This window comes from Chryseobacterium gilvum, assembly GCF_025628965.1.
Classification (GTDB): domain Bacteria; phylum Bacteroidota; class Bacteroidia; order Flavobacteriales; family Weeksellaceae; genus Chryseobacterium; species Chryseobacterium gilvum.
This window is the reverse complement of sequence record NZ_JAOTEN010000001.1, coordinates 954,941-972,619: the sequence shown is the minus strand read 5'-3', so window position 1 is coordinate 972,619 and position 17,679 is coordinate 954,941. Positions and strand designations below refer to the sequence as shown.

The following is a 17,679-nucleotide window of genomic DNA, read 5'->3' as shown; positions in this document are numbered from 1 at the left end:
ATATAAGCTAATTGCAGACTTGTTTTCTATCCTATTCTAATTGAAAATCGATACTTTAAAATGCCGTTTTGTCCGATAATTAAATTTTGGACGCTTTTTTGACAAATGTTTTAAGATAAATTTATTTAAAACATTCTATGATGTTGTCAAAAATCACCATTAAAAATAGATAATAATGGCAACTCATAATCTTAAATAACAACAACAGCGATATGAAAAAAGCGTTAATTATAGTTGATGTACAGAATGATTTTTGTGAAGGCGGAGCTTTGGCGGTTCCTGGAGCAAACGATATCATTCCTTATATTAATCTTCTTATGGAAGAGAATGAGTATGACCAGATTGTACTCACCCAAGACTGGCATCCTGCCAATCATAAAAGTTTTGCCAGCAATAATGGAAAAAAAGTCGGTGAAAGCATCATTTTAAATGGTGTTCCGCAGTTTATGTGGCCAGATCATTGCGTGGAAGGAACTTTCGGGGCAGAATTTCACAAAGATTTAAACCGGGAGAAAGTGACCCATATTGTACAGAAAGGTAAAAATCCGGAAATTGACAGCTACAGCGGTTTTCAGGACAATAATCACTTTATGAAAACCGGTCTGGATGATTTCTTAAAGTATCACGATATTCAGCTTGTTGAGATTGTTGGTTTAGCTATGGATTACTGTGTGAAGTTTACCTGCACCGATGCGGTTGACAACGGATACATCACCTGTCTTCATTTTAACGGCACGCGCGCTGTGAATGTAAAACCTGATAATGACAGAGATGCGATCTTTGAGATGATTCAGAAAGGGGTAACGGTTTTAGGATAATGAAAAGTATATTCAGAAAAAGTATTGATAAATTTATTATTGAAGAAATCGCCTCAATATTACAGAATCATTCTATTCCTTACGAAATTATTGATAATGAAAAAGATTTTGACCCTAGTTTCATCTCCAATCCGGGTAAAATCGAATACCAGATTTTAATTTCCCGGGATGATTTTGATATCGCTGATCAATTGATTTCTGATTATTTTACACATGAAGTAACAATTCCGGAAGGATATTATTTATTGGAATATTCAGATGAAGAACTGATGGAAATTATACTCAAAAAAGACGAATGGAATGAATTTGACTATCAGGCTGCGAAAAATATCTTACAAAACCGAGGGAAAGTTATCAGTCAAGAAGAGATCGTAATGATGAATAAAAAACGGCTGGAAACATTGCAAGATGGGTATGAAAATCCAAAAGAAGTTGAATCGTATATCATCACAGGATATATATTCGCAGTAATCGGATGTCTCGTATCATTACTTTGGGGAATGCTGATCTTTGTAAGCTATGCAATTGCATTAGCAATTATCAAGCTTAAGAAACAGCTTCCTAATGGTGAAAGGGTGTATTATTTCAATGAGAAAGACAGAAAGCACGGCAAAAGAATATTAGTATTGAGTATATTATTTACCGTTTTCTGGTTGGCAATTTATATCATCAAGGAAAGTTAGTTTATCTTCAGATAATATTTGACGAAGTATTAATTAATCATAAAAAAAGACGCAGAGTAAATCTACTGCGTCTTTTTTTATTTTAATTAGCTCGAAAAGCGACAATTAAAGCATCTTTAAGTTATTCACTTCCAAGTCGGTAAGGATTCTCCAGTGTCCTCTTTTGATATTTTTCTTTGTAAGCCCTGCAAACATCACTCTGTCCAGCGCTTCTACTTCATAGCCCAATCTTTGGAAAATTCTTCTGATCACACGATTCCAACCGATGTGTATTTCGATCCCTATTTCATTTCTTGGCTTCCCTTCGATAAAAGAAATCTGATCTACGGTAGCAACACCTTCTTCCAGACGGATTCCTTCTACAATAAGTTTCATGTCTTCATTGGTCAGCTTTTTATCCAGCGTTACATGATAAATTTTCTTCGCATCAAAAGACGGGTGCGTCAGCTTTTTGGTCATATGTCCGTCATTGGTCAGAAGAATAACGCCGGTTGTGGACCGGTCTAATCTTCCTACAGGAAAAACTCTGTATGGCGAAGCATTAGCAACCAGATCCATCACCGTTTTTCTGGCTTTGTCATCTTTCGTTGTAGAGATATATCCTTTTGGTTTGTTTAAAAGTACGTAAACGGGCTTTTCAGGAGTAATATTTTGTCCGTCAAAAACTACTTTATCTGTTTTCTGAACCTGATATCCCATTTCGTTTACTACTTTGCCATTCACTTCTACCAAGCCCTGAGTAATCAGTTCATCGGCTTCTCTCCTGCTGCAAATCCCGGAATTGGCTATGTATTTATTAAGACGGATCGTATCTTTGTGGACGTCTTTTTCTACCTTCTTAAACCTTCTTTTCTGTACAAAAGATCTTGCTCTGTCATCATCCCTATCGCTTCCGGTTCCCGGTTTTCTACCGTATTTTAAGCTGCCTCTTTCATATTTTCCTCTTGTATTCGATTCGTTTGCACCTCTTTTAAAGTTGGTTTTCGAAAAAGATTTTCTTTCTTCACTCTGATTGGTGATGTAAGGTTTTTTTTCAGATTTCGAATCATTTTGACCTTCAAAATCTCTTTCGCCACTTCTTGAATCAGATTTTTGAAAAGGTCTTGAGCTATTAACGGTTCTTTCACCACTTTTCGAAAACGGTTTTTTGAAAGATTTTGATTCTGAAGAGCTTCCAGATTTCGGAGCGCGAGAACTTCCTGAGTTTCTTGTTGAAGATCTTGGTTTTTTAGGTCTTCCTGAATTATTATTGTCTCTGCTCATTCTAAATATTTTTGCAAAGATACTAATTTAGTTACGAGTTGAAAATTTAGAATCATAACTTTGTCGTATAGTTTATGATTAATCTTAAATAATTCTGGATATGATAACCCTACTCAATGATGATTTTTCTGCATTGAATGAGTTCCTGACTGAAAAATCATTCAGTAAAATTTTTATTCTGGTGGATGAAAACACCCATGATTACTGTCTTCCCATAGTATTGGGAAATTTGCAGACTGAAATCCCCATGGAAATTCTGGAAGTAGAAGCGGGAGAAGAAATGAAGAATATTCAGACCGCCAATCATTTATGGGAAATCCTGACCGAGATGAAAGCTGACAGAAAGGCACTTCTGATCAATCTTGGCGGAGGTGTGATTACCGATATGGGAGGTTTCGTGGCATCAACTTATAAACGCGGAATCCGGTTTATCAACATTCCCACTACCCTTTTATCAATGTGCGATGCTTCAATCGGTGGAAAAACCGGGATCGATCTGATGCACTATAAAAATATGGTGGGTACGTTCTGCTTTCCGGAACAGATTTTTGTTTTTACTGATTTTTTAAAAACACTTCCTTATAAAGAACTCAGGAGCGGCTTTGCAGAAATGCTGAAACACGGTCTGATTGCAGATCAATTACATTGGGAAGAGCTGATAAAGATTCATAAGATAGATGCGGAATCGGTTTTTCCTTATATAAAAGCGTCAATGGACATTAAAGAGGAAATTGTAAAAGTAGACTGTTATGAAAAGAATGTGAGAAAAACTCTGAATTTCGGACATACGATCGGTCATGCAATAGAAAGTTTATTTTTAGAAAAAGAGAATCCTGTTCTTCATGGGGAAGCGGTAGCAATAGGCATGATTTGTGAGACCTATCTTTCATACCTTGAAAATTTAATTTCTGAAGAAGACTGCCAAAAGGTCATTGATGGGATCCGCAAATATTATCCGGATGTGGATATCAGTGATTTCACAAACAGCAGCATAATCAATTTATTATTGAATGATAAGAAAAACACAGATAACAGGATCAATTTTTCACTGCTTTCGGGGGTAGGAACTTCTGTATTTGATCATGAATGTATGACAGAAAATATTACTGCCACATTAGATTTTTATAGAAAACTGTCCGATTTTTAAAATTAACAAAAATTAAAACGTATTTAATTTAAACTATTGTTTAATTATTTAAGTTATTGTAAATCAGAATATTGAATCTTAATTTTTTACAAATTTTCATTTTTTAAAATATGACTTTTGTCATAATAAACATTTTTGGCAAACAATTTGAAATAGACTGTTTGTCAAATTGAAAGGTTTGACGAACCATTTAAAATTAGAAATAGTAAATATTAAAAATTTAAGTTATGAAAAAGTTAATTTTAGGACTAGCGGTTACAGCGGGTTCATTAGCATTCGCTCAGACAACGACTACAACGACAACGACTACAAGATCAACATCTTCATCAGATGTAAGATTTGGTATTAAAGCAGGAATGAACGTTTCTTCACTATCTAAAGACGAAGGATTGGAAGATCAAGGATCTAAAGTAGGTTTTAATGCAGGTGTTTTCGCAACAATTCCTGTAGCAGAATCTTTCAGCATTCAGCCGGAATTATTATATTCTCAATATGGTGATAAGTATGACTATGTTGTAGCAGGAAACAGATATTCTTATGCAAACCACTTTGATTATATTACAGTACCTGTAATGTTTCAATATAACTTCATTCCAAGTTTCTATGTAGAAGCAGGTCCAGAATTTGGTTTCATGGTTAGCGCTAAAAACAAAGCTAAAAACGAAACTAATAATGATGTATTGGCAGAATCTGATAACTATAAAGATAACTTCAACACATTCAATGTTGGTATCGGTTTAGGAGCAGGTTATTACTTTACAGATAACATCGGTATTACAGCAAGATATGTTGCAGGACTTACAGATGTTGCTAAAGACAGACCAAACGGAGCTGATGCAATCAGAAACAATGTGTTCCAAGTAGGTTTAGCTTATAAATTCTAATAAGAACTCCACACCTTATAAAAAAGTCAGGCTTCATTTGAAGCCTGACTTTTTTTTTATTGATCAATAAATAATTGTTTTTAATTGAACAATTCTATTTCTTCACCCTTTTCAACAGGATATTGCTCGGTAAAACAACCGAAACAATGGTTAGAAGACCCTAAAATTTCTTTGAGGTTTTCTGTACTCAAAAACTCCAGAGAATCTACTCCCAGATAAATTCTTAATTCTTCTGTGGTCATATTAGCAGAAATCAAGTCATCTTTTGACGGTGTATCGATTCCTAAATAACAAGGTGCAATAATTGGCGGAGAAACACTTCTGAAGTGAATTTCTTTTACACCCGCTTCTTTTAAGATTTTAACCAATCTTTTTGAGGTCGTTCCACGAACAATTGAATCATCAATGATCACTACTCTTTTGCCTTTAATTTCAGAAATAATAGGATTCAGTTTCAGATTCACTACTCTTTCTCTCATTTCCTGAGTGGGTACAATAAAACTTCTTCCGATATATCTGTTTTTAATGAGAACCGGACGGAAAGGGATTCCCGAAGCTTTTGAAAAACCAATCGCAGCCGGTACTCCCGAATCAGGAACTCCAATCACAAGATCTGCCTCTACAGGAGCCTGTTCCCAGATTTTTTCGCCTGATTTTTCACGGATTTCATATACATTGATATTTTCCAAAGTAGAATCCGGCCTTGCAAAATAGATATATTCAAATGAGCAGATTCTTTGTTTGCCTCTCTCTTCATTCACCATGTACGAATGCAGCTTTCCGGGTTCGTTTTCATTGGTATAAATAATTTCTCCCGGCAAAATATCGCGCACGTACTGTGCGCCGACTGCATCTAAAGCTACCGATTCTGAAGCGGCAACATACGTTTTTTCATCAACCGCACCCAAAACCAATGGCCGAATTCCGTTAAAGTCCCTGAATGCGAAAAACTTATTTCTGGTCATTCCGACTACAGAATATGCGCCTTCAATTTTTTCCATCGTCGCCTTAATAGCACCACGGAGCCCTAAGTCAAGATTCTTCTGAATTAATCTTAAAATAACCTCAGAATCGGAAGTTGCCCGAAACACCACGCCTTCGGCTTCCAATTCGTTTTTTAATTCTCTCGCATTGGTTAAATTACCATTGTGCGCGATAGAAAGTATAATCTGATCGTATTCGTTTTTCGCGAAAAAAGGCTGAAAATTGTATTTCTTTTTATCTCCTGCAGTGGTATAACGGGTATGTCCGATCGCAGAATTTCCCATAAAAGCTTCAGGTTCCTGAATATCTTTATAAACATCCAAAACCAACCCTTCATCTTTCATATTGGTAATTTTACCGTCTTTTAAAACCGAAATACCGCAAGCTTCCTGGCCTCTGTGCTGTAAGGCAAAAAGCCCGAACTGGGAAAGAGAAAACGTATCCAGATCATGATCAGAATACATCCCAAAGATACCGCACTCCTCATTGGGCGCATCCAGCCGCTCCTCTTCCTGTGTACGGAAAAGATTTCTTCCGTAGGTCTGAGTCTCAAACTGTTTTAAATATTCACTTTTATGAAGGTCTGAACTTTCCATTTTTTTACTCTAGATTTATAGTAACCGATTTAATTAGATGAAAAATTAAATATTATGTTAAATACACAATATAATATTTAATTTCAAATCTAATTTTATTTGTGAAGCACGTTTTTAAGACGGGTATAAATTTCTACATATGCTTCAGTAACTTCTCCAAGATCCCTTCTGAATCTGTCTTTATCCAGTTTTTTCATGGTGTCTTTGTCCCAAAGCCTGCAGGTATCGGGAGAGATTTCGTCTGCTAAAATAATTTCACCGTCTGCCGTTTTTCCCAATTCGATTTTAAAATCTACTAAGATGATATTCATTTTATCAAAAAGATCAATAAGAATTTCGTTGATATCAGAAGTCAGTCTATACATTTCATCCAGTTCTTCATACGTTGCAGCGCCTAAGAAAACAGCGTGGTGATCATTGATAAGCGGATCTCCCAACTCGTCTTTTTTATAACAGATATCAAAAATGGTAACCGGCGATTTGATGCCTTCTTCAACGCCTAATCTTTGAGCCATGCTTCCTGCAGAATAGTTTCTTACCACCATTTCCAGAGGGATAATCGATACTTTTTTTACCAGCTGCTCTCTTTCGTCAAGCTGTTTGATGAAATGAGTTCTGATTCCTTTTTCATTTAAATATTCAAAGATTAAGGTAGTAATGGCGTTATTCATCTCTCCTTTCAGATCTACAGACCCTCTTTTCTGAGCATTAAATGCGGTAGCATCGTCCTTGAAACGAACGACTACTTCCTCAGGATGATCAGTGGCAAATACCTGTTTTGCTTTGCCTTCGTACAACATTTCTTTCTTTTGACTCATAATTTTACTTTTTTTAAAAGGAATCCGTATTTCTACAATTTCCGATTTTTAATTAGATTTATATTATTTTACTTTATTAAAATACCTGTTAAAACGGCCATTCCAAAACTCAAGAGTGTGCCGATCAATACATATTCCGTCAGCTTTCGCTGTTTTGCCTGTGCCAAATCACTGAATCTGAACACGGATTTTGCGGCCACCATAAATCCTACTCCTTCCCAATGATTGACCATAATGAAGGTGAATACCAATAAACGCTCTAAAATACCAATATATTTTCCTGCACTGGATAAAGATTCAGTCTGGATCGTACTTGCGGTTTCCGGAACCGGCGTCCAGGAAGACAATAACAGCTTTATAAAAATGGAAGCCGGTGTGGTTAAAAACACTGCTGCCACAGTAATTTTTAAAATTTCCTGATTTTTCAGAAAGTCAAAACTAAATTCATTACAATACAAAGAAATCCCGGCAATGACCAAAACGTGCAGAAACTGGTCTATAAAAAACCAGTTTTTCTTATTTTTTAGGGTTTGAAAACTCAGCTTTGCCGCGTCAATCATAAAGTGCGAAATACCTACTAAAGCTGCAGCCCACCAAAGCTGAAGATCCCAAAGAAATATAAAGCTCAGCAACACATGAATAAGTACGTGAAGATAAAGATAACGGCTTTTCAGTTTTTTACTTTCTTTATCTGCAACCCAGGAATTTGGCTGAAGAATAAAATCTCCGAGTAAATGTGCCAATATGAGTTGAATAAAAATCATGCTAGAGTTCTGATATTTTTTTTCTGAAATATTGATTGGTTTCTACGATAAGGTCATAATTTGCCCGTTTGATTCTCTGACTTACAGATGACTGCGAGATCAGGAATTTTTTTGCCAATTCTTCCTGGGTTATTTCCTGATTCATGATCATCTCATGAATAATTTCAGAAGTGGCAACCGTCCATTTATCAAAATCTTTTGACGACCATTTTAACAGGATATTCAAATCTCTGTCTACAGATTCGCTGGTTGTTTTGACAGAAACCGTATGTCCGTCACTTTTCAGATGATTCAGTAATCTTCCGGAATTCACGTATGCAGTTCCGTTAGATTCCGTAATTTTTTCGGAATAGAAATTTTCTTCTCCTATGCCGATCGCAATTCTTACATCTAAATTTTCCTGACTTTTAATAAGTGATTTTATGGCTAAGAAACGCCAGAATACGTCATCGATATTGCATTTGAGCTGAAATTCGTCTCCGCGGTAGATTTCCCACGTTTGTGGTGAGCTTCCCCATTTGGCGAGAAGATCCTTGAGTCTGGTAATCCAAACCTCTGTTTCTGTACGCTGCGAATTTATAATATCACCGGTAATGACCGCTATCATTTTGCAAATATAAGCATTAAAACTTATAAATAAAAGTATAAAACAGCTTCCCTTTATCGTTTTTTACAATGATTATTATGAATAATTCATCATACAAAAAATGTCATTCTGTAAAAATCCAAACCTGCTGTATACAAGCAATTCAGATTCATTCAGAATGACAAATATTAGATTGTAGTTTTTTACTTTTTTATAAACTGATACGACTGATGGTCAAGTTTCAGTATATACATTCCTTTCTGCAAATCCTGAACAGAAATTGCGCTTTTTGTTTTAAAAGGATTTTTCTCAGTTCGTATTAATTTTCCTGATGCATCTATGATCTGTGCAGACTCAATATTTTCTGCTTTCCCCTGCACAAAGATATTTTCTGCCACAGGATTCGGATAAATCTTTAAATTATGACTTGCTGTTGCCGTAAAATCTGAAGTTGAAAGTGTCCCTAAGCTTTGACAGTAATTGATTGCATAAGTATCCCATTCGGTGATCGTAAATGCAGTTGTCGGTTGGGTAACAGTGTTCTTTCTGTACAATGAAACATTTGATAAAATGGAAGAGTTTGATTGTCCGCTCACTCCTATCGCATCTACAGTTGATGATTTATAACGCAGTTCCAGATAGTTGCTTCCGGAATAAGTCATTTGAGGTGCCGCAGTTACAAATTTTGCCTGACCAATGGTATAGCATGAGAAATTAGCATCCGGATTAATGATAACAAAGGTTTCATCATTTTGTACAACACCTTCCAATTCATAAGGATCAACAAAGTAATAACTGCTGCCGCTGAAAAACTGTATGGATAGTCGATAATCACTTAAATTAACAGGATGACCGGTTTTGTTGGTTACTTCTATGGCTTTATTGTTGGCTGTACCTTCCAGATATTTGGTAACAATTAAATCTTTAGCATAAACATCTGAAGCCAGAGTGGTCGTAGAAACTATATTGCTGTCCGGAGAAAGTAGATAACCATTATCATAAGCTTTTACTGTAAACTGATATGCAGTAGAAGGAGTAAGATGGTCAATACTGATTGATGTACCTTTTGTAGCAGCGACTAAAACGCCGTTCTGGTAGATTTTGTAACCAATTACATCTGTGCTTGTACTTGGAGACCAGCTTAACGTTGTAAAAAAAGCGCTGTTCTGAGTTACGGTTAAATTTAAAGGTGTCTGTGGAGCCGTTGTATCTGCAGATTGTCCCCATATTGCGTTGATCCATGAAGGATTATCAATAAAAGGATTCCTGTTTTTCTGAATAATGTATACTGCATTATTTCTATCAATTTCTTTTTGCGAAACCGGATCCAATGTATTCCATTGAAGAAGCATAGCGATATAAGCAGGATCAAACGATCTTTCTTCTGTTCCGTCTAAAGGATTGGTATCGGATGCGGGATTGGTATTATTATTAAAATTAAAAGTCCCTAATTTTCCTTCGTACCGTACCGCAAAATACAATAATGATCTTGCCACGTCACCTTTAAACTCATTAATGGGCTCATAAACACGCCCTGTATAAGTAGAACCCGGGATTGCGCTGTTTCCAATTCTTGAAGTATTGGAAAACGTATAATACGTAGTGGTTCCTGCAATTCCATAAGGATAATTACTTCTCAGTTGATTGATTCTTGCATCCGTAGGAACTACATAAAACAAATCTGAATACATAGGATAATTGCTGTAGAAAGTACTCTGCGGCATCATATGTTCCCTGTTCCAGCCCAATCCTTCTGCCGATGCACTTCCGATGATATTGGCGGTGGTATATTCGTAAGAATCCGGCCCGGAAGGAATTTCAGAATACATATCGAGCAATATCGTGGTATTCGTTACATCGTGGTCATAATATCGGTCTAGATCTGTCTGGTTATAAAAGTTGGTAAGATCACCATAATGCCAGTTGATATTTTTTGCAGAAATTATATCATGCAACTTAGATTTCAAGGCATACCCTGTTAATCCTGCTGCTGTAACATAATATCCTGCAGGAGCCTGAGCAAATGCAAGTGATGTTAAAAAAAATATCGGGAGTAAAAGTTTTTTCATTATAAAAAAAATAGGTTGCTAAAATAATCAAATATTGGTTAAAATTGATTACATTTATGTTAAATTTAAAGGTATAAATTTTTGATAATTAAAACATTAAGCCTTTTAAAGCATGTTTTTAAGAAATTTTTTTAGTATTTCGGCAATTTAAGTATCTTTGGCAACTAACTTTATGTATATGAACACAGAAACGATTAACAACATTAAAATGATCGCGGAAACAGCAAGGGATTTTGCTGAGAAAAATATCAGACCAAATATTATGGAATGGGATGAAAGTCAGACTTTTCCAAAGGATTTATTTCACCAGTTAGGCGAGATGGGTTTCATGGGAATTGTTATTCCTGAGCAATATGGAGGTTCTGGATTGGGCTATCATGAGTATGTTGCTATTCTGGACGAAATTTCTCAGGTAGATCCTTCGATCGGACTTTCTGTAGCAGCTCATAATTCACTTTGTACCAATCATATCTATGAATTTGGAAATGAAGAGCAAAGAAACAAATGGCTTCCTCAACTCGCGTCAGGAAAAGTAATCGGAGCTTGGGGATTGACAGAACATAACACCGGTTCAGATAGCGGAGGTATGTCTACTACAGCCGTAAAAGATGGAGATGAATGGGTTATTAACGGCGCTAAAAACTTTATTACTCACGCAATTTCAGGAGATATCGCGGTTGTGATGACCAGAACAGGTGAAAAAGGAGCAAAAAACAATTCAACCGCTTTCGTATTAGAAAAAGGAATGGCTGGTTTTACTTCGGGTAAAAAAGAAAATAAACTGGGAATGCGTGCTTCTGAAACTGCAGAATTAATTTTTGACAATGTACGGGTTCCGGATTCTTATCGTTTAGGAGAAGTTGGTGAAGGTTTCAAGCAGGCTATGAAAATTCTGGATGGAGGGAGAATTTCTATCGCAGCTTTAAGTTTAGGAACTGCAAGAGGCGCTTATAAAGCGGCTTTAAAATATGCAAAAGAAAGACACCAGTTCGGCAAATCTATTGCAAGCTTCCAGGCTATTAATTTTATGCTTGCCGATATGGCAACAGAAATTGATGCTTCTGAATTATTGATCCAAAGAGCTTCTACTCTTAAAAATGCCAAACAAAAAATGACCAGAGAAGGAGCGATGGCAAAATTGTACGCTTCTGAAGCTTGTGTAAGGATTTCAAACAATGCAGTACAGATTTTTGGAGGATACGGATATACAAAAGATTTCCCGGCGGAAAAATTCTACAGAGATTCTAAGCTTTGTACAATTGGTGAAGGGACATCAGAAATCCAGAGATTGGTAATCGGAAGAGATATAACACAATAATTTTTAACTTTAAATAAATTACACAATGATGAAACAAGCCCTTTTAGGTGAATTTCTGCATGAGGCAGAGAGTACCAGAAAACTTTTAAAAGCAATTCCCGACAGTGCTTTAAACTGGAAACCGTCTGAGAAAAGCTGGACGACTGCAGAATTAGCATCGCATATTGCAGAAGTTTACAATTGGTATGATGGTACTTTTAATCAGGATATCTTCGATATGGGTGAATACCAATATGACAAAGGAGATATTACAAAAGCTGAAAATATTGTTGCAAAATTCGAAGAAAATTTTGCAAAAGCGCATCAGGCAATGGAAGTTTCTGATGAAAGCACCTATTTTAATGAGTGGAGAATGGAAGCTCAAGGGAATTCCCTTTTTCCTCCTATGCCAAAAATACAGGTAATTCGCAGCTTTTTATACAATCATTTATATCACCACAGAGGTGAGTTGATCATTTATCTGAGATCTACAGGAAATTCGGTTCCGGGAATATACGGACCGACTGCAGATGATAAAATGTAATAAAGACATATTAAAATTAATATTCAATAGCATACGTAAATTACGTATGCTATTTTTTTTCAAAAATCCAATTCAGCATTATTCAATGTATAACATAATTATTTAAACGGATCGTCTAAAAATATCTTAAAAAATTTTGTTTTTCATTATAAAAAATTTATTAGCTTTGATATTCCACAATCAAAAAATTTAATATGAAGAAACAATTATGTATGATTGGGATGCTATTCATAACCGGCATCACTTTCGCTCAGACTGATCGTTTATGGTCTGAAGGTTCAAAAAAATCAACCTCAGAAATCTTTGAGAATAAAACCACTATTCTTAATCCTAAAATCTACCAATTGGATATTAACGGATTAAAAAATGCTTTGGCGAGAGCTCCCAAAAGGCTTGGAAGTCATGAAAAATCTGAAGTGATTATTTCTTTTCCCAATTCCGAAGGAAAAATGGAAAATTTTAAAGTGAGTGAAAACTCAAACTTTGATCCACAACTTGCCGCAAAGTATCCGGACATTAAATCGTATGTTGGACAAGGGCTTGAAAACCCGGATTCTACAGTTTATTTCAGTGTTTCTCCTTTAGGATTGTCATCCATGGAAATTTATGGAGATAAATCTGCTGTTTTTATTGAGCCTTATACAAAAGATTTGTCCACCTATGTGATTTACAGAAAGTCAGATAAAAAAGACAATCTCAACAAATTTGAATGTACTGTAATTGATGTTGCACAAAAAGGAGTTTCCGGAACTTCAGGTCTCACGGCAAGGCCCAATGCCGATGATGCCAAACTCAGAACGTTCAGGCTTGCGCTTTCCAGTACAGGAGAATACACCACTTATTTTGGCGGAACAAAGGCCAATGCTTTAGCCGCAATGAATAATACCATGACCCGTGTAAACGGAGTTTTTGAGAAAGATTTTTCAGCAAGAATGGTTCTTATTGCCAATAATGATGCCGTAATCTATACCAGTGCCTCTTCAGATCCTTATTCTGCTGCGGCGCAGATGAACAATTGGAATTCTCAGCTACAATCTACTTTGACCTCGGTAATCGGGGAGGCAAATTACGATATCGGTCACTTGTTCGGGGCTTCCGGCGGCGGCGGAAATGCAGGCTGCATTGGCTGTGTCTGCACAAACGGTTCTAAAGGAAGCGGATATACATCTCCTGCAGATGCAATTCCTTCCGGGGATAATTTTGATATTGATTATGTTGCCCACGAAATGGGGCATCAGTTTGGCGGGAATCACACGTTTTCATATGCCAATGAAGGAACAGGAGCCAATATGGAACCCGGTTCCGGATCTACAATTATGGGATATGCAGGAATCACAAGTCAGGATATACAACCCCATTCAGACGCTTTTTTCCATGCGATAAGCGTTCAGCAGATTACCAATAATATTAAAGCTAAAACCTGTCCGGTAAGCACTTCTACCGGCAACTCAATTCCTACAGCCAATGCAGGATTAGATTATACCATCCCGAAAGGAACCCCGTTTATGCTTACAGGAGCAGGAACTGATGCCAACGGAGATTCTTTAACTTACATCTGGGAACAGATGGATAACGCATCTTCTTCTCAGACAGGAGCAAGCTCTGCAGCAAGTGCTACAAAAGCTTCCGGCCCCACTTTCAGATCATGGACTCCGCAAACGACACCGGTACGATATTTCCCGAGAATGGCATCTGTATTGACAGGCGCCACCACAACAGCAGGTTCAGAAATTACCGTCGAAGCCTTATCTAATGTTGCAAGAACTTTAAATTTCAGGTTTACCGTTCGTGATAACAGAGCCGGAGGTTCAGGAAATAATTCTGATGATGCTGTAATTACTGTGAATTCTACAGCAGGGCCTTTCAGTGTAAGTTCACAAAATTCAGCTACAACCTATACCGGAGGAACTTCTCAGACCGTAACCTGGAATGTAGCAGGAACTACCGCAAACGGTGTCAATACTGCAAACGTAGATATTCTTTGGTCTACCAACTCAGGAACAACATGGACTACTCTATTGGCTGGAACTCCAAATGACGGAACTCAAGCTGTCACGATTCCGAATGCATCTACTACAACCGGAAGAATTATGGTAAAAGGTTCCAATCATATTTTCTTCGATGTCAACAATGCAAATATTACCGTAAACGCGGGATCAGGAAGCGGAGACGTAATTGCCCCTACTGCTCCTACTCTTGCGGCTTCAGGAACAACTTCTACAACGACAAACCTTTCTTGGAGCGGTGCTACAGATGCAGTGGGCGTTACCGATTATGAAGTTTACCAGGGTTCTTCATTAATCGGGTCTACAGCTTCTACTACGTATACTGTGACAAGTTTAACACCATCAACCACGTACAGCTTCACCGTTAAGGCAAAAGATGCCGCAGGAAATGTTTCACCTTCAAGCAATACGGTAAGTGTTACAACTTTGGGAGGAAGTACGGTTACATATTGTTCTGCAGCTGCTACGAATACTGCAGATGAAAGAATCGGAAATGTAAAATTCGGAACGATTAACAATACTTCTACAGGAACTGCAGGATATGAAAACTTTACTTCTGTTTCTACCAACGTTACCGCGGGAAGTGCTTATTCGGTTTCCATAACGCCAGTCTGGACTTCAACAGTATACAATGAAGCATACGCAGTTTATATTGACTATAACAAAGACGGAGACTTTACAGACAGTGGAGAATTAGCCTGGTCAAAAACAGGGTCTACAACAACTCCGGTAACAGGGAGCATTACGATTCCTTCGGCTACAGCTCCGGGAACGACAAGGATGAGAGTAATGATGCAGTATAATTCTGTACCGTCATCTTCATGTGGTTCTTACACGTACGGACAGGTTGAAGACTATACCTTAAATATAATTTCATCAGGAAGAGGTGAAACAACGGGCATAAAAGATCTGTTTACCGATATAAAATTATATCCAAATCCGGCAAAAGATGTTTTAAATATTTCCAATACTGCTTCAGAGGAGTATAAAATATTTGATATGGCAGGAAAACTCATTAATTCCGGTAAGCTTAACCGCGGATCTGTGAATGTAAGCAATCTTACCAAAGGAGCGTATATGATCCAGGTCGGAGAAGTTTCTAAGAGATTTATAAAAAATTAATAATTAACAACATTCAAATAAGGCTGCCTGGAAACGGGCAGCTTTTTAATTTTATAACTTTGATGATCATGTAAAATAAGTTCATTGGTAAACACTTTATTTTAAACATAATCATAAGACACGATGAAAAACCCAAAAACTAATTCCTGATTTCTAATTCCTAATTTTTTATATTTGCTTTAAAATAAATATTCATGGATAAAATTGACAGCCTGAACCAAGTAGCAGAATTCCACACCACTTTTAAAGCCCCTATTTTAGACAGTCCACAAATTCCTTCGCAGGAAAGATGCAATCTTAGGGTTGAGTTATTACAGGAGGAGCTTAACGAACTGAAACATGCCATTGAAGATAAAAATTTAATTGAAATTGCTGATGCGCTTTGTGATCTGCAGTATGTTTTAAGCGGTGCCGTACTCGAATTTGGTCTTGGCCATAAGTTTGTAGAACTCTTCAACGAAGTTCAGCGTTCCAATATGTCAAAAGCTTGTGATAATGAAGAACAGGCAACAGAAACCGTAGAATTTTACAAAGAAAAAGACGTTGAATCTTTTTATGAAAAATCCGGTGAAAAATTCAATGTATATCGAAAAGCAGACCATAAAGTATTGAAAAACAAGTATTATTCTCCCGCAGATTTAAAAACCATAATTGAAAAATAAGATGAAAAAATTAATTACCCGGATTATTGCTGTTTCAGCAATGATTTTTATAGCCCAACAATTCAAAGCACAAAAAGTGATTGTCAACCGCGAAGTGGAAACTACCAATGACGGGAAAATGCTTTTAGGACATCAGACCAAAGATCAGTTTATCAAAGCTCCCTATGCAGACTGGTACGTAAAAGAACACGATGAATATGTTTTAGATCAAAAAGCAATCGCCGAACTAAGAAAACAAAAAATAAATTCTTATAATATCATCGTTTTTCTGGGAACCTGGTGCGAAGACAGCCACAGAGATTTTCCGAGATTGATGAAAATATTGGAAGAAGTAAAATTTCCTGACAGCAAATTGACCATGATTGCAGTTAACCGAAAAAAAGAATCTCCTACCGGTGATGAAGTACGGTACAATGTCCAGAAAGTCCCTACCATTATTGTTGAAAAGTATGGCAAGGAAATTGGAAGAATGATAGAAATGCCTTCAACAGGATATGTTGAGAGAGACCTCGTTGAAATTTTAAAGAAAAATGACAGCTCGGTCATCAAGGAAATATTTAAAAAATAAATTTGAAAAATTTAAGAGTAATACTATCTTTTGCAGCCGGCGTAATCGTCATGCTGGTTTTGTTCTTCAGTTTCAGGTCATGCTTTAACCTTGCAGAGAAAACAGAACAGTCTGATTATTATATTTTGACCAACCAGATTGCCAAAATGAATAAAATGGTGGTTCTGGAACAGAATATTTCATCAATGCAGAAAACAAAAATGGCTTATACAGTGCTCGGAAATGAAGTTTCCAGCAACAGCATTATCACCTACACCAAAACCAACGCGCAGGTTTCTTATGATCTGAATAAAATGAAGCTGGAAGTTGATTCCATTAATAAAAAACTAATCATAAAAGATTTGCCTGATGCGGATATCAGAATTACCCCCAGTGTTGAGATTCAGTCTCTTGACGACTCTTTCTTTAACAGAATCTCTGAAAAAGACATTAAAAATGTGACTCAAAAAGCAAAACAGACTGCTGTAAAAACGATTGACCAGAGTAAGCTTAGAAATGAAGGACGTAAACAATTAATGGAAAATCTGAATACGATTTTCGTTTTGGCAAAGGCTTTGAACTATAAAATTGAAGATAAAACCGGAGAACTCGGTATTCTAAAACTATAAATTTCTGTTATGAGCAAAAACAACGATAATAAAAAAACAGAATCTGCCAATTCCGCAGAGACCAAAAAGCAGAATGAAGATTTTCGTGGTCTTCCTGCAGCTTCTGAAAAATCAAATCCGCCGGACATTAATAAAGAAGATGTTAAAAAATCTTCGGAAGAAAATAAATCAGGAAAAACAGATAATACTAAGTGAAAGCTTAGTATTTTTTTTTATTAAAACGTAATTAATTCGACTTTACCCTTTACAATTACATTTTA

17 protein-coding genes are annotated in these 17,679 nt (G+C 36.5%); 11 read left to right on the top strand and 6 right to left on the bottom strand.

All coding sequences use genetic code 11. The features are described 5' to 3' along the window. Positions 1–212 precede the first annotated feature (212 nt). Both pncA and N0B16_RS04505 read left to right on the top strand, forming a co-directional pair. Entirely contained in the window at positions 213–818 is a 606-nt protein-coding gene (pncA, locus tag N0B16_RS04510) for a bifunctional nicotinamidase/pyrazinamidase (protein ID WP_262989534.1), read from the top strand. Further along, positions 818–1,501: a hypothetical protein gene (locus tag N0B16_RS04505; RefSeq protein WP_262989533.1), complete on the top strand. Its 684-nt coding sequence runs from the start codon at positions 818–820 to the stop codon at positions 1,499–1,501. Before pncA ends, N0B16_RS04505 begins: the two co-directional genes overlap by 1 nt. Before the next feature lie 105 nt (positions 1,502–1,606). Here N0B16_RS04505 and N0B16_RS04500 read toward each other — a convergent pair whose 3' ends face one another. Further along, the gene (locus N0B16_RS04500; RefSeq protein WP_368407548.1) at positions 1,607–2,521 is read right to left on the bottom strand and encodes a pseudouridine synthase; all 915 of its coding nucleotides are present in this window, start codon (positions 2,519–2,521) and stop codon (positions 1,607–1,609) included. A 343-nt stretch (positions 2,522–2,864) separates the two neighbouring features. On the opposite strand from N0B16_RS04500, the gene aroB reads away from it, so the two are divergent. After that, complete coding sequence (aroB, locus tag N0B16_RS04495) at positions 2,865–3,911, top strand: 3-dehydroquinate synthase (protein ID WP_262989531.1); 1,047 nt, start codon at positions 2,865–2,867, stop codon at positions 3,909–3,911. A gap of 227 nt (positions 3,912–4,138) precedes the next feature. Then, positions 4,139–4,795, top strand: a complete 657-nt coding sequence (locus tag N0B16_RS04490) for a porin family protein (RefSeq protein WP_262989530.1) — start codon at positions 4,139–4,141, stop codon at positions 4,793–4,795. An 80-nt stretch (positions 4,796–4,875) separates the two neighbouring features. Here N0B16_RS04490 and purF read toward each other — a convergent pair whose 3' ends face one another. From purF to N0B16_RS04465, 5 genes are all read right to left on the bottom strand, one after another. Beyond that, positions 4,876–6,375, bottom strand: a complete 1,500-nt coding sequence (gene purF / locus N0B16_RS04485) for an amidophosphoribosyltransferase (protein ID WP_262989529.1) — start codon at positions 6,373–6,375, stop codon at positions 4,876–4,878. Between the two features lie 95 nt (positions 6,376–6,470). Then, positions 6,471–7,193 carry a phosphoribosylaminoimidazolesuccinocarboxamide synthase gene (gene purC / locus N0B16_RS04480; RefSeq protein ID WP_262989528.1) on the bottom strand — a complete coding sequence of 241 codons (723 nt, stop codon included), beginning with the start codon at positions 7,191–7,193 and terminating at the stop codon, positions 6,471–6,473. A 68-nt stretch (positions 7,194–7,261) separates the two neighbouring features. Further along, positions 7,262–7,957: a DUF3307 domain-containing protein gene (locus N0B16_RS04475; RefSeq protein WP_262989527.1), complete on the bottom strand. Its 696-nt coding sequence runs from the start codon at positions 7,955–7,957 to the stop codon at positions 7,262–7,264. 1 nt (position 7,958) lies between these two features. Continuing rightward, a complete protein-coding gene (locus tag N0B16_RS04470) occupies positions 7,959–8,564 on the bottom strand; it encodes a SatD family protein (protein WP_262989526.1) in 606 nt (201 codons plus the stop codon). A gap of 182 nt (positions 8,565–8,746) precedes the next feature. Continuing rightward, positions 8,747–10,612 (bottom strand): endonuclease, encoded by a 1,866-nt coding sequence (locus N0B16_RS04465; protein ID WP_262989525.1) that lies wholly within the window; start codon positions 10,610–10,612, stop codon positions 8,747–8,749. A 178-nt stretch (positions 10,613–10,790) separates the two neighbouring features. Between N0B16_RS04465 and N0B16_RS04460 the strand changes: the two genes are divergently transcribed. The 7 genes from N0B16_RS04460 (at position 10,791) to N0B16_RS04430 (ending at position 17,614) form a co-directional block, all read left to right on the top strand. Beyond that, positions 10,791–11,930, top strand: coding sequence for an acyl-CoA dehydrogenase family protein (locus N0B16_RS04460; RefSeq protein WP_262989524.1), 1,140 nt, complete (start codon positions 10,791–10,793; stop codon positions 11,928–11,930). A 25-nt stretch (positions 11,931–11,955) separates the two neighbouring features. Beyond that, on the top strand, positions 11,956–12,453 hold the full coding sequence (locus tag N0B16_RS04455) for a DinB family protein (RefSeq protein ID WP_262989523.1): 498 nt from the start codon (positions 11,956–11,958) through the stop codon (positions 12,451–12,453). Positions 12,454–12,647: 194 nt separating this feature from the next. Continuing rightward, positions 12,648–15,581, top strand: coding sequence for a zinc-dependent metalloprotease (locus N0B16_RS04450; protein ID WP_262989522.1), 2,934 nt, complete (start codon positions 12,648–12,650; stop codon positions 15,579–15,581). Between the two features lie 194 nt (positions 15,582–15,775). Beyond that, positions 15,776–16,243, top strand: a complete 468-nt coding sequence (locus tag N0B16_RS04445; RefSeq protein WP_262989521.1) for a pyrophosphohydrolase domain-containing protein — start codon at positions 15,776–15,778, stop codon at positions 16,241–16,243. 1 nt (position 16,244) lies between these two features. After that, positions 16,245–16,811: a TlpA family protein disulfide reductase gene (locus tag N0B16_RS04440; RefSeq protein WP_262989520.1), complete on the top strand. Its 567-nt coding sequence runs from the start codon at positions 16,245–16,247 to the stop codon at positions 16,809–16,811. Between the two features lie 2 nt (positions 16,812–16,813). Further along, on the top strand, positions 16,814–17,419 hold the full coding sequence (locus N0B16_RS04435; protein WP_262989519.1) for a DUF4230 domain-containing protein: 606 nt from the start codon (positions 16,814–16,816) through the stop codon (positions 17,417–17,419). 9 nt (positions 17,420–17,428) lie between these two features. Next, entirely contained in the window at positions 17,429–17,614 is a 186-nt protein-coding gene (locus N0B16_RS04430) for a hypothetical protein (protein WP_262989518.1), read from the top strand. The last annotated feature ends 65 nt before the right edge of the window (positions 17,615–17,679 follow it).

What these genes read in the sequence shown, in the direction of transcription:
- purF (WP_262989529.1), bottom strand. Translation starts at nt 6,375, where the DNA reads ATGGAAAGTTCAGACCTTCATAAAAGTGAATATTTAAAACAGTTTGAG.
- N0B16_RS04505 (WP_262989533.1), top strand. Translation starts at nt 818, where the DNA reads ATGAAAAGTATATTCAGAAAAAGTATTGATAAATTTATTATTGAAGAA.
- N0B16_RS04475 (WP_262989527.1), bottom strand. Translation starts at nt 7,957, where the DNA reads ATGATTTTTATTCAACTCATATTGGCACATTTACTCGGAGATTTTATT.
- N0B16_RS04440 (WP_262989520.1), top strand. Translation starts at nt 16,245, where the DNA reads ATGAAAAAATTAATTACCCGGATTATTGCTGTTTCAGCAATGATTTTT.
- N0B16_RS04450 (WP_262989522.1), top strand. Translation starts at nt 12,648, where the DNA reads ATGAAGAAACAATTATGTATGATTGGGATGCTATTCATAACCGGCATC.
- purC (WP_262989528.1), bottom strand. Translation starts at nt 7,193, where the DNA reads ATGAGTCAAAAGAAAGAAATGTTGTACGAAGGCAAAGCAAAACAGGTA.
- N0B16_RS04430 (WP_262989518.1), top strand. Translation starts at nt 17,429, where the DNA reads ATGAGCAAAAACAACGATAATAAAAAAACAGAATCTGCCAATTCCGCA.
- N0B16_RS04455 (WP_262989523.1), top strand. Translation starts at nt 11,956, where the DNA reads ATGATGAAACAAGCCCTTTTAGGTGAATTTCTGCATGAGGCAGAGAGT.
- N0B16_RS04490 (WP_262989530.1), top strand. Translation starts at nt 4,139, where the DNA reads ATGAAAAAGTTAATTTTAGGACTAGCGGTTACAGCGGGTTCATTAGCA.
- N0B16_RS04465 (WP_262989525.1), bottom strand. Translation starts at nt 10,612, where the DNA reads ATGAAAAAACTTTTACTCCCGATATTTTTTTTAACATCACTTGCATTT.
- N0B16_RS04470 (WP_262989526.1), bottom strand. Translation starts at nt 8,564, where the DNA reads ATGATAGCGGTCATTACCGGTGATATTATAAATTCGCAGCGTACAGAA.
- N0B16_RS04460 (WP_262989524.1), top strand. Translation starts at nt 10,791, where the DNA reads ATGAACACAGAAACGATTAACAACATTAAAATGATCGCGGAAACAGCA.
- pncA (WP_262989534.1), top strand. Translation starts at nt 213, where the DNA reads ATGAAAAAAGCGTTAATTATAGTTGATGTACAGAATGATTTTTGTGAA.
- N0B16_RS04445 (WP_262989521.1), top strand. Translation starts at nt 15,776, where the DNA reads ATGGATAAAATTGACAGCCTGAACCAAGTAGCAGAATTCCACACCACT.
- aroB (WP_262989531.1), top strand. Translation starts at nt 2,865, where the DNA reads ATGATAACCCTACTCAATGATGATTTTTCTGCATTGAATGAGTTCCTG.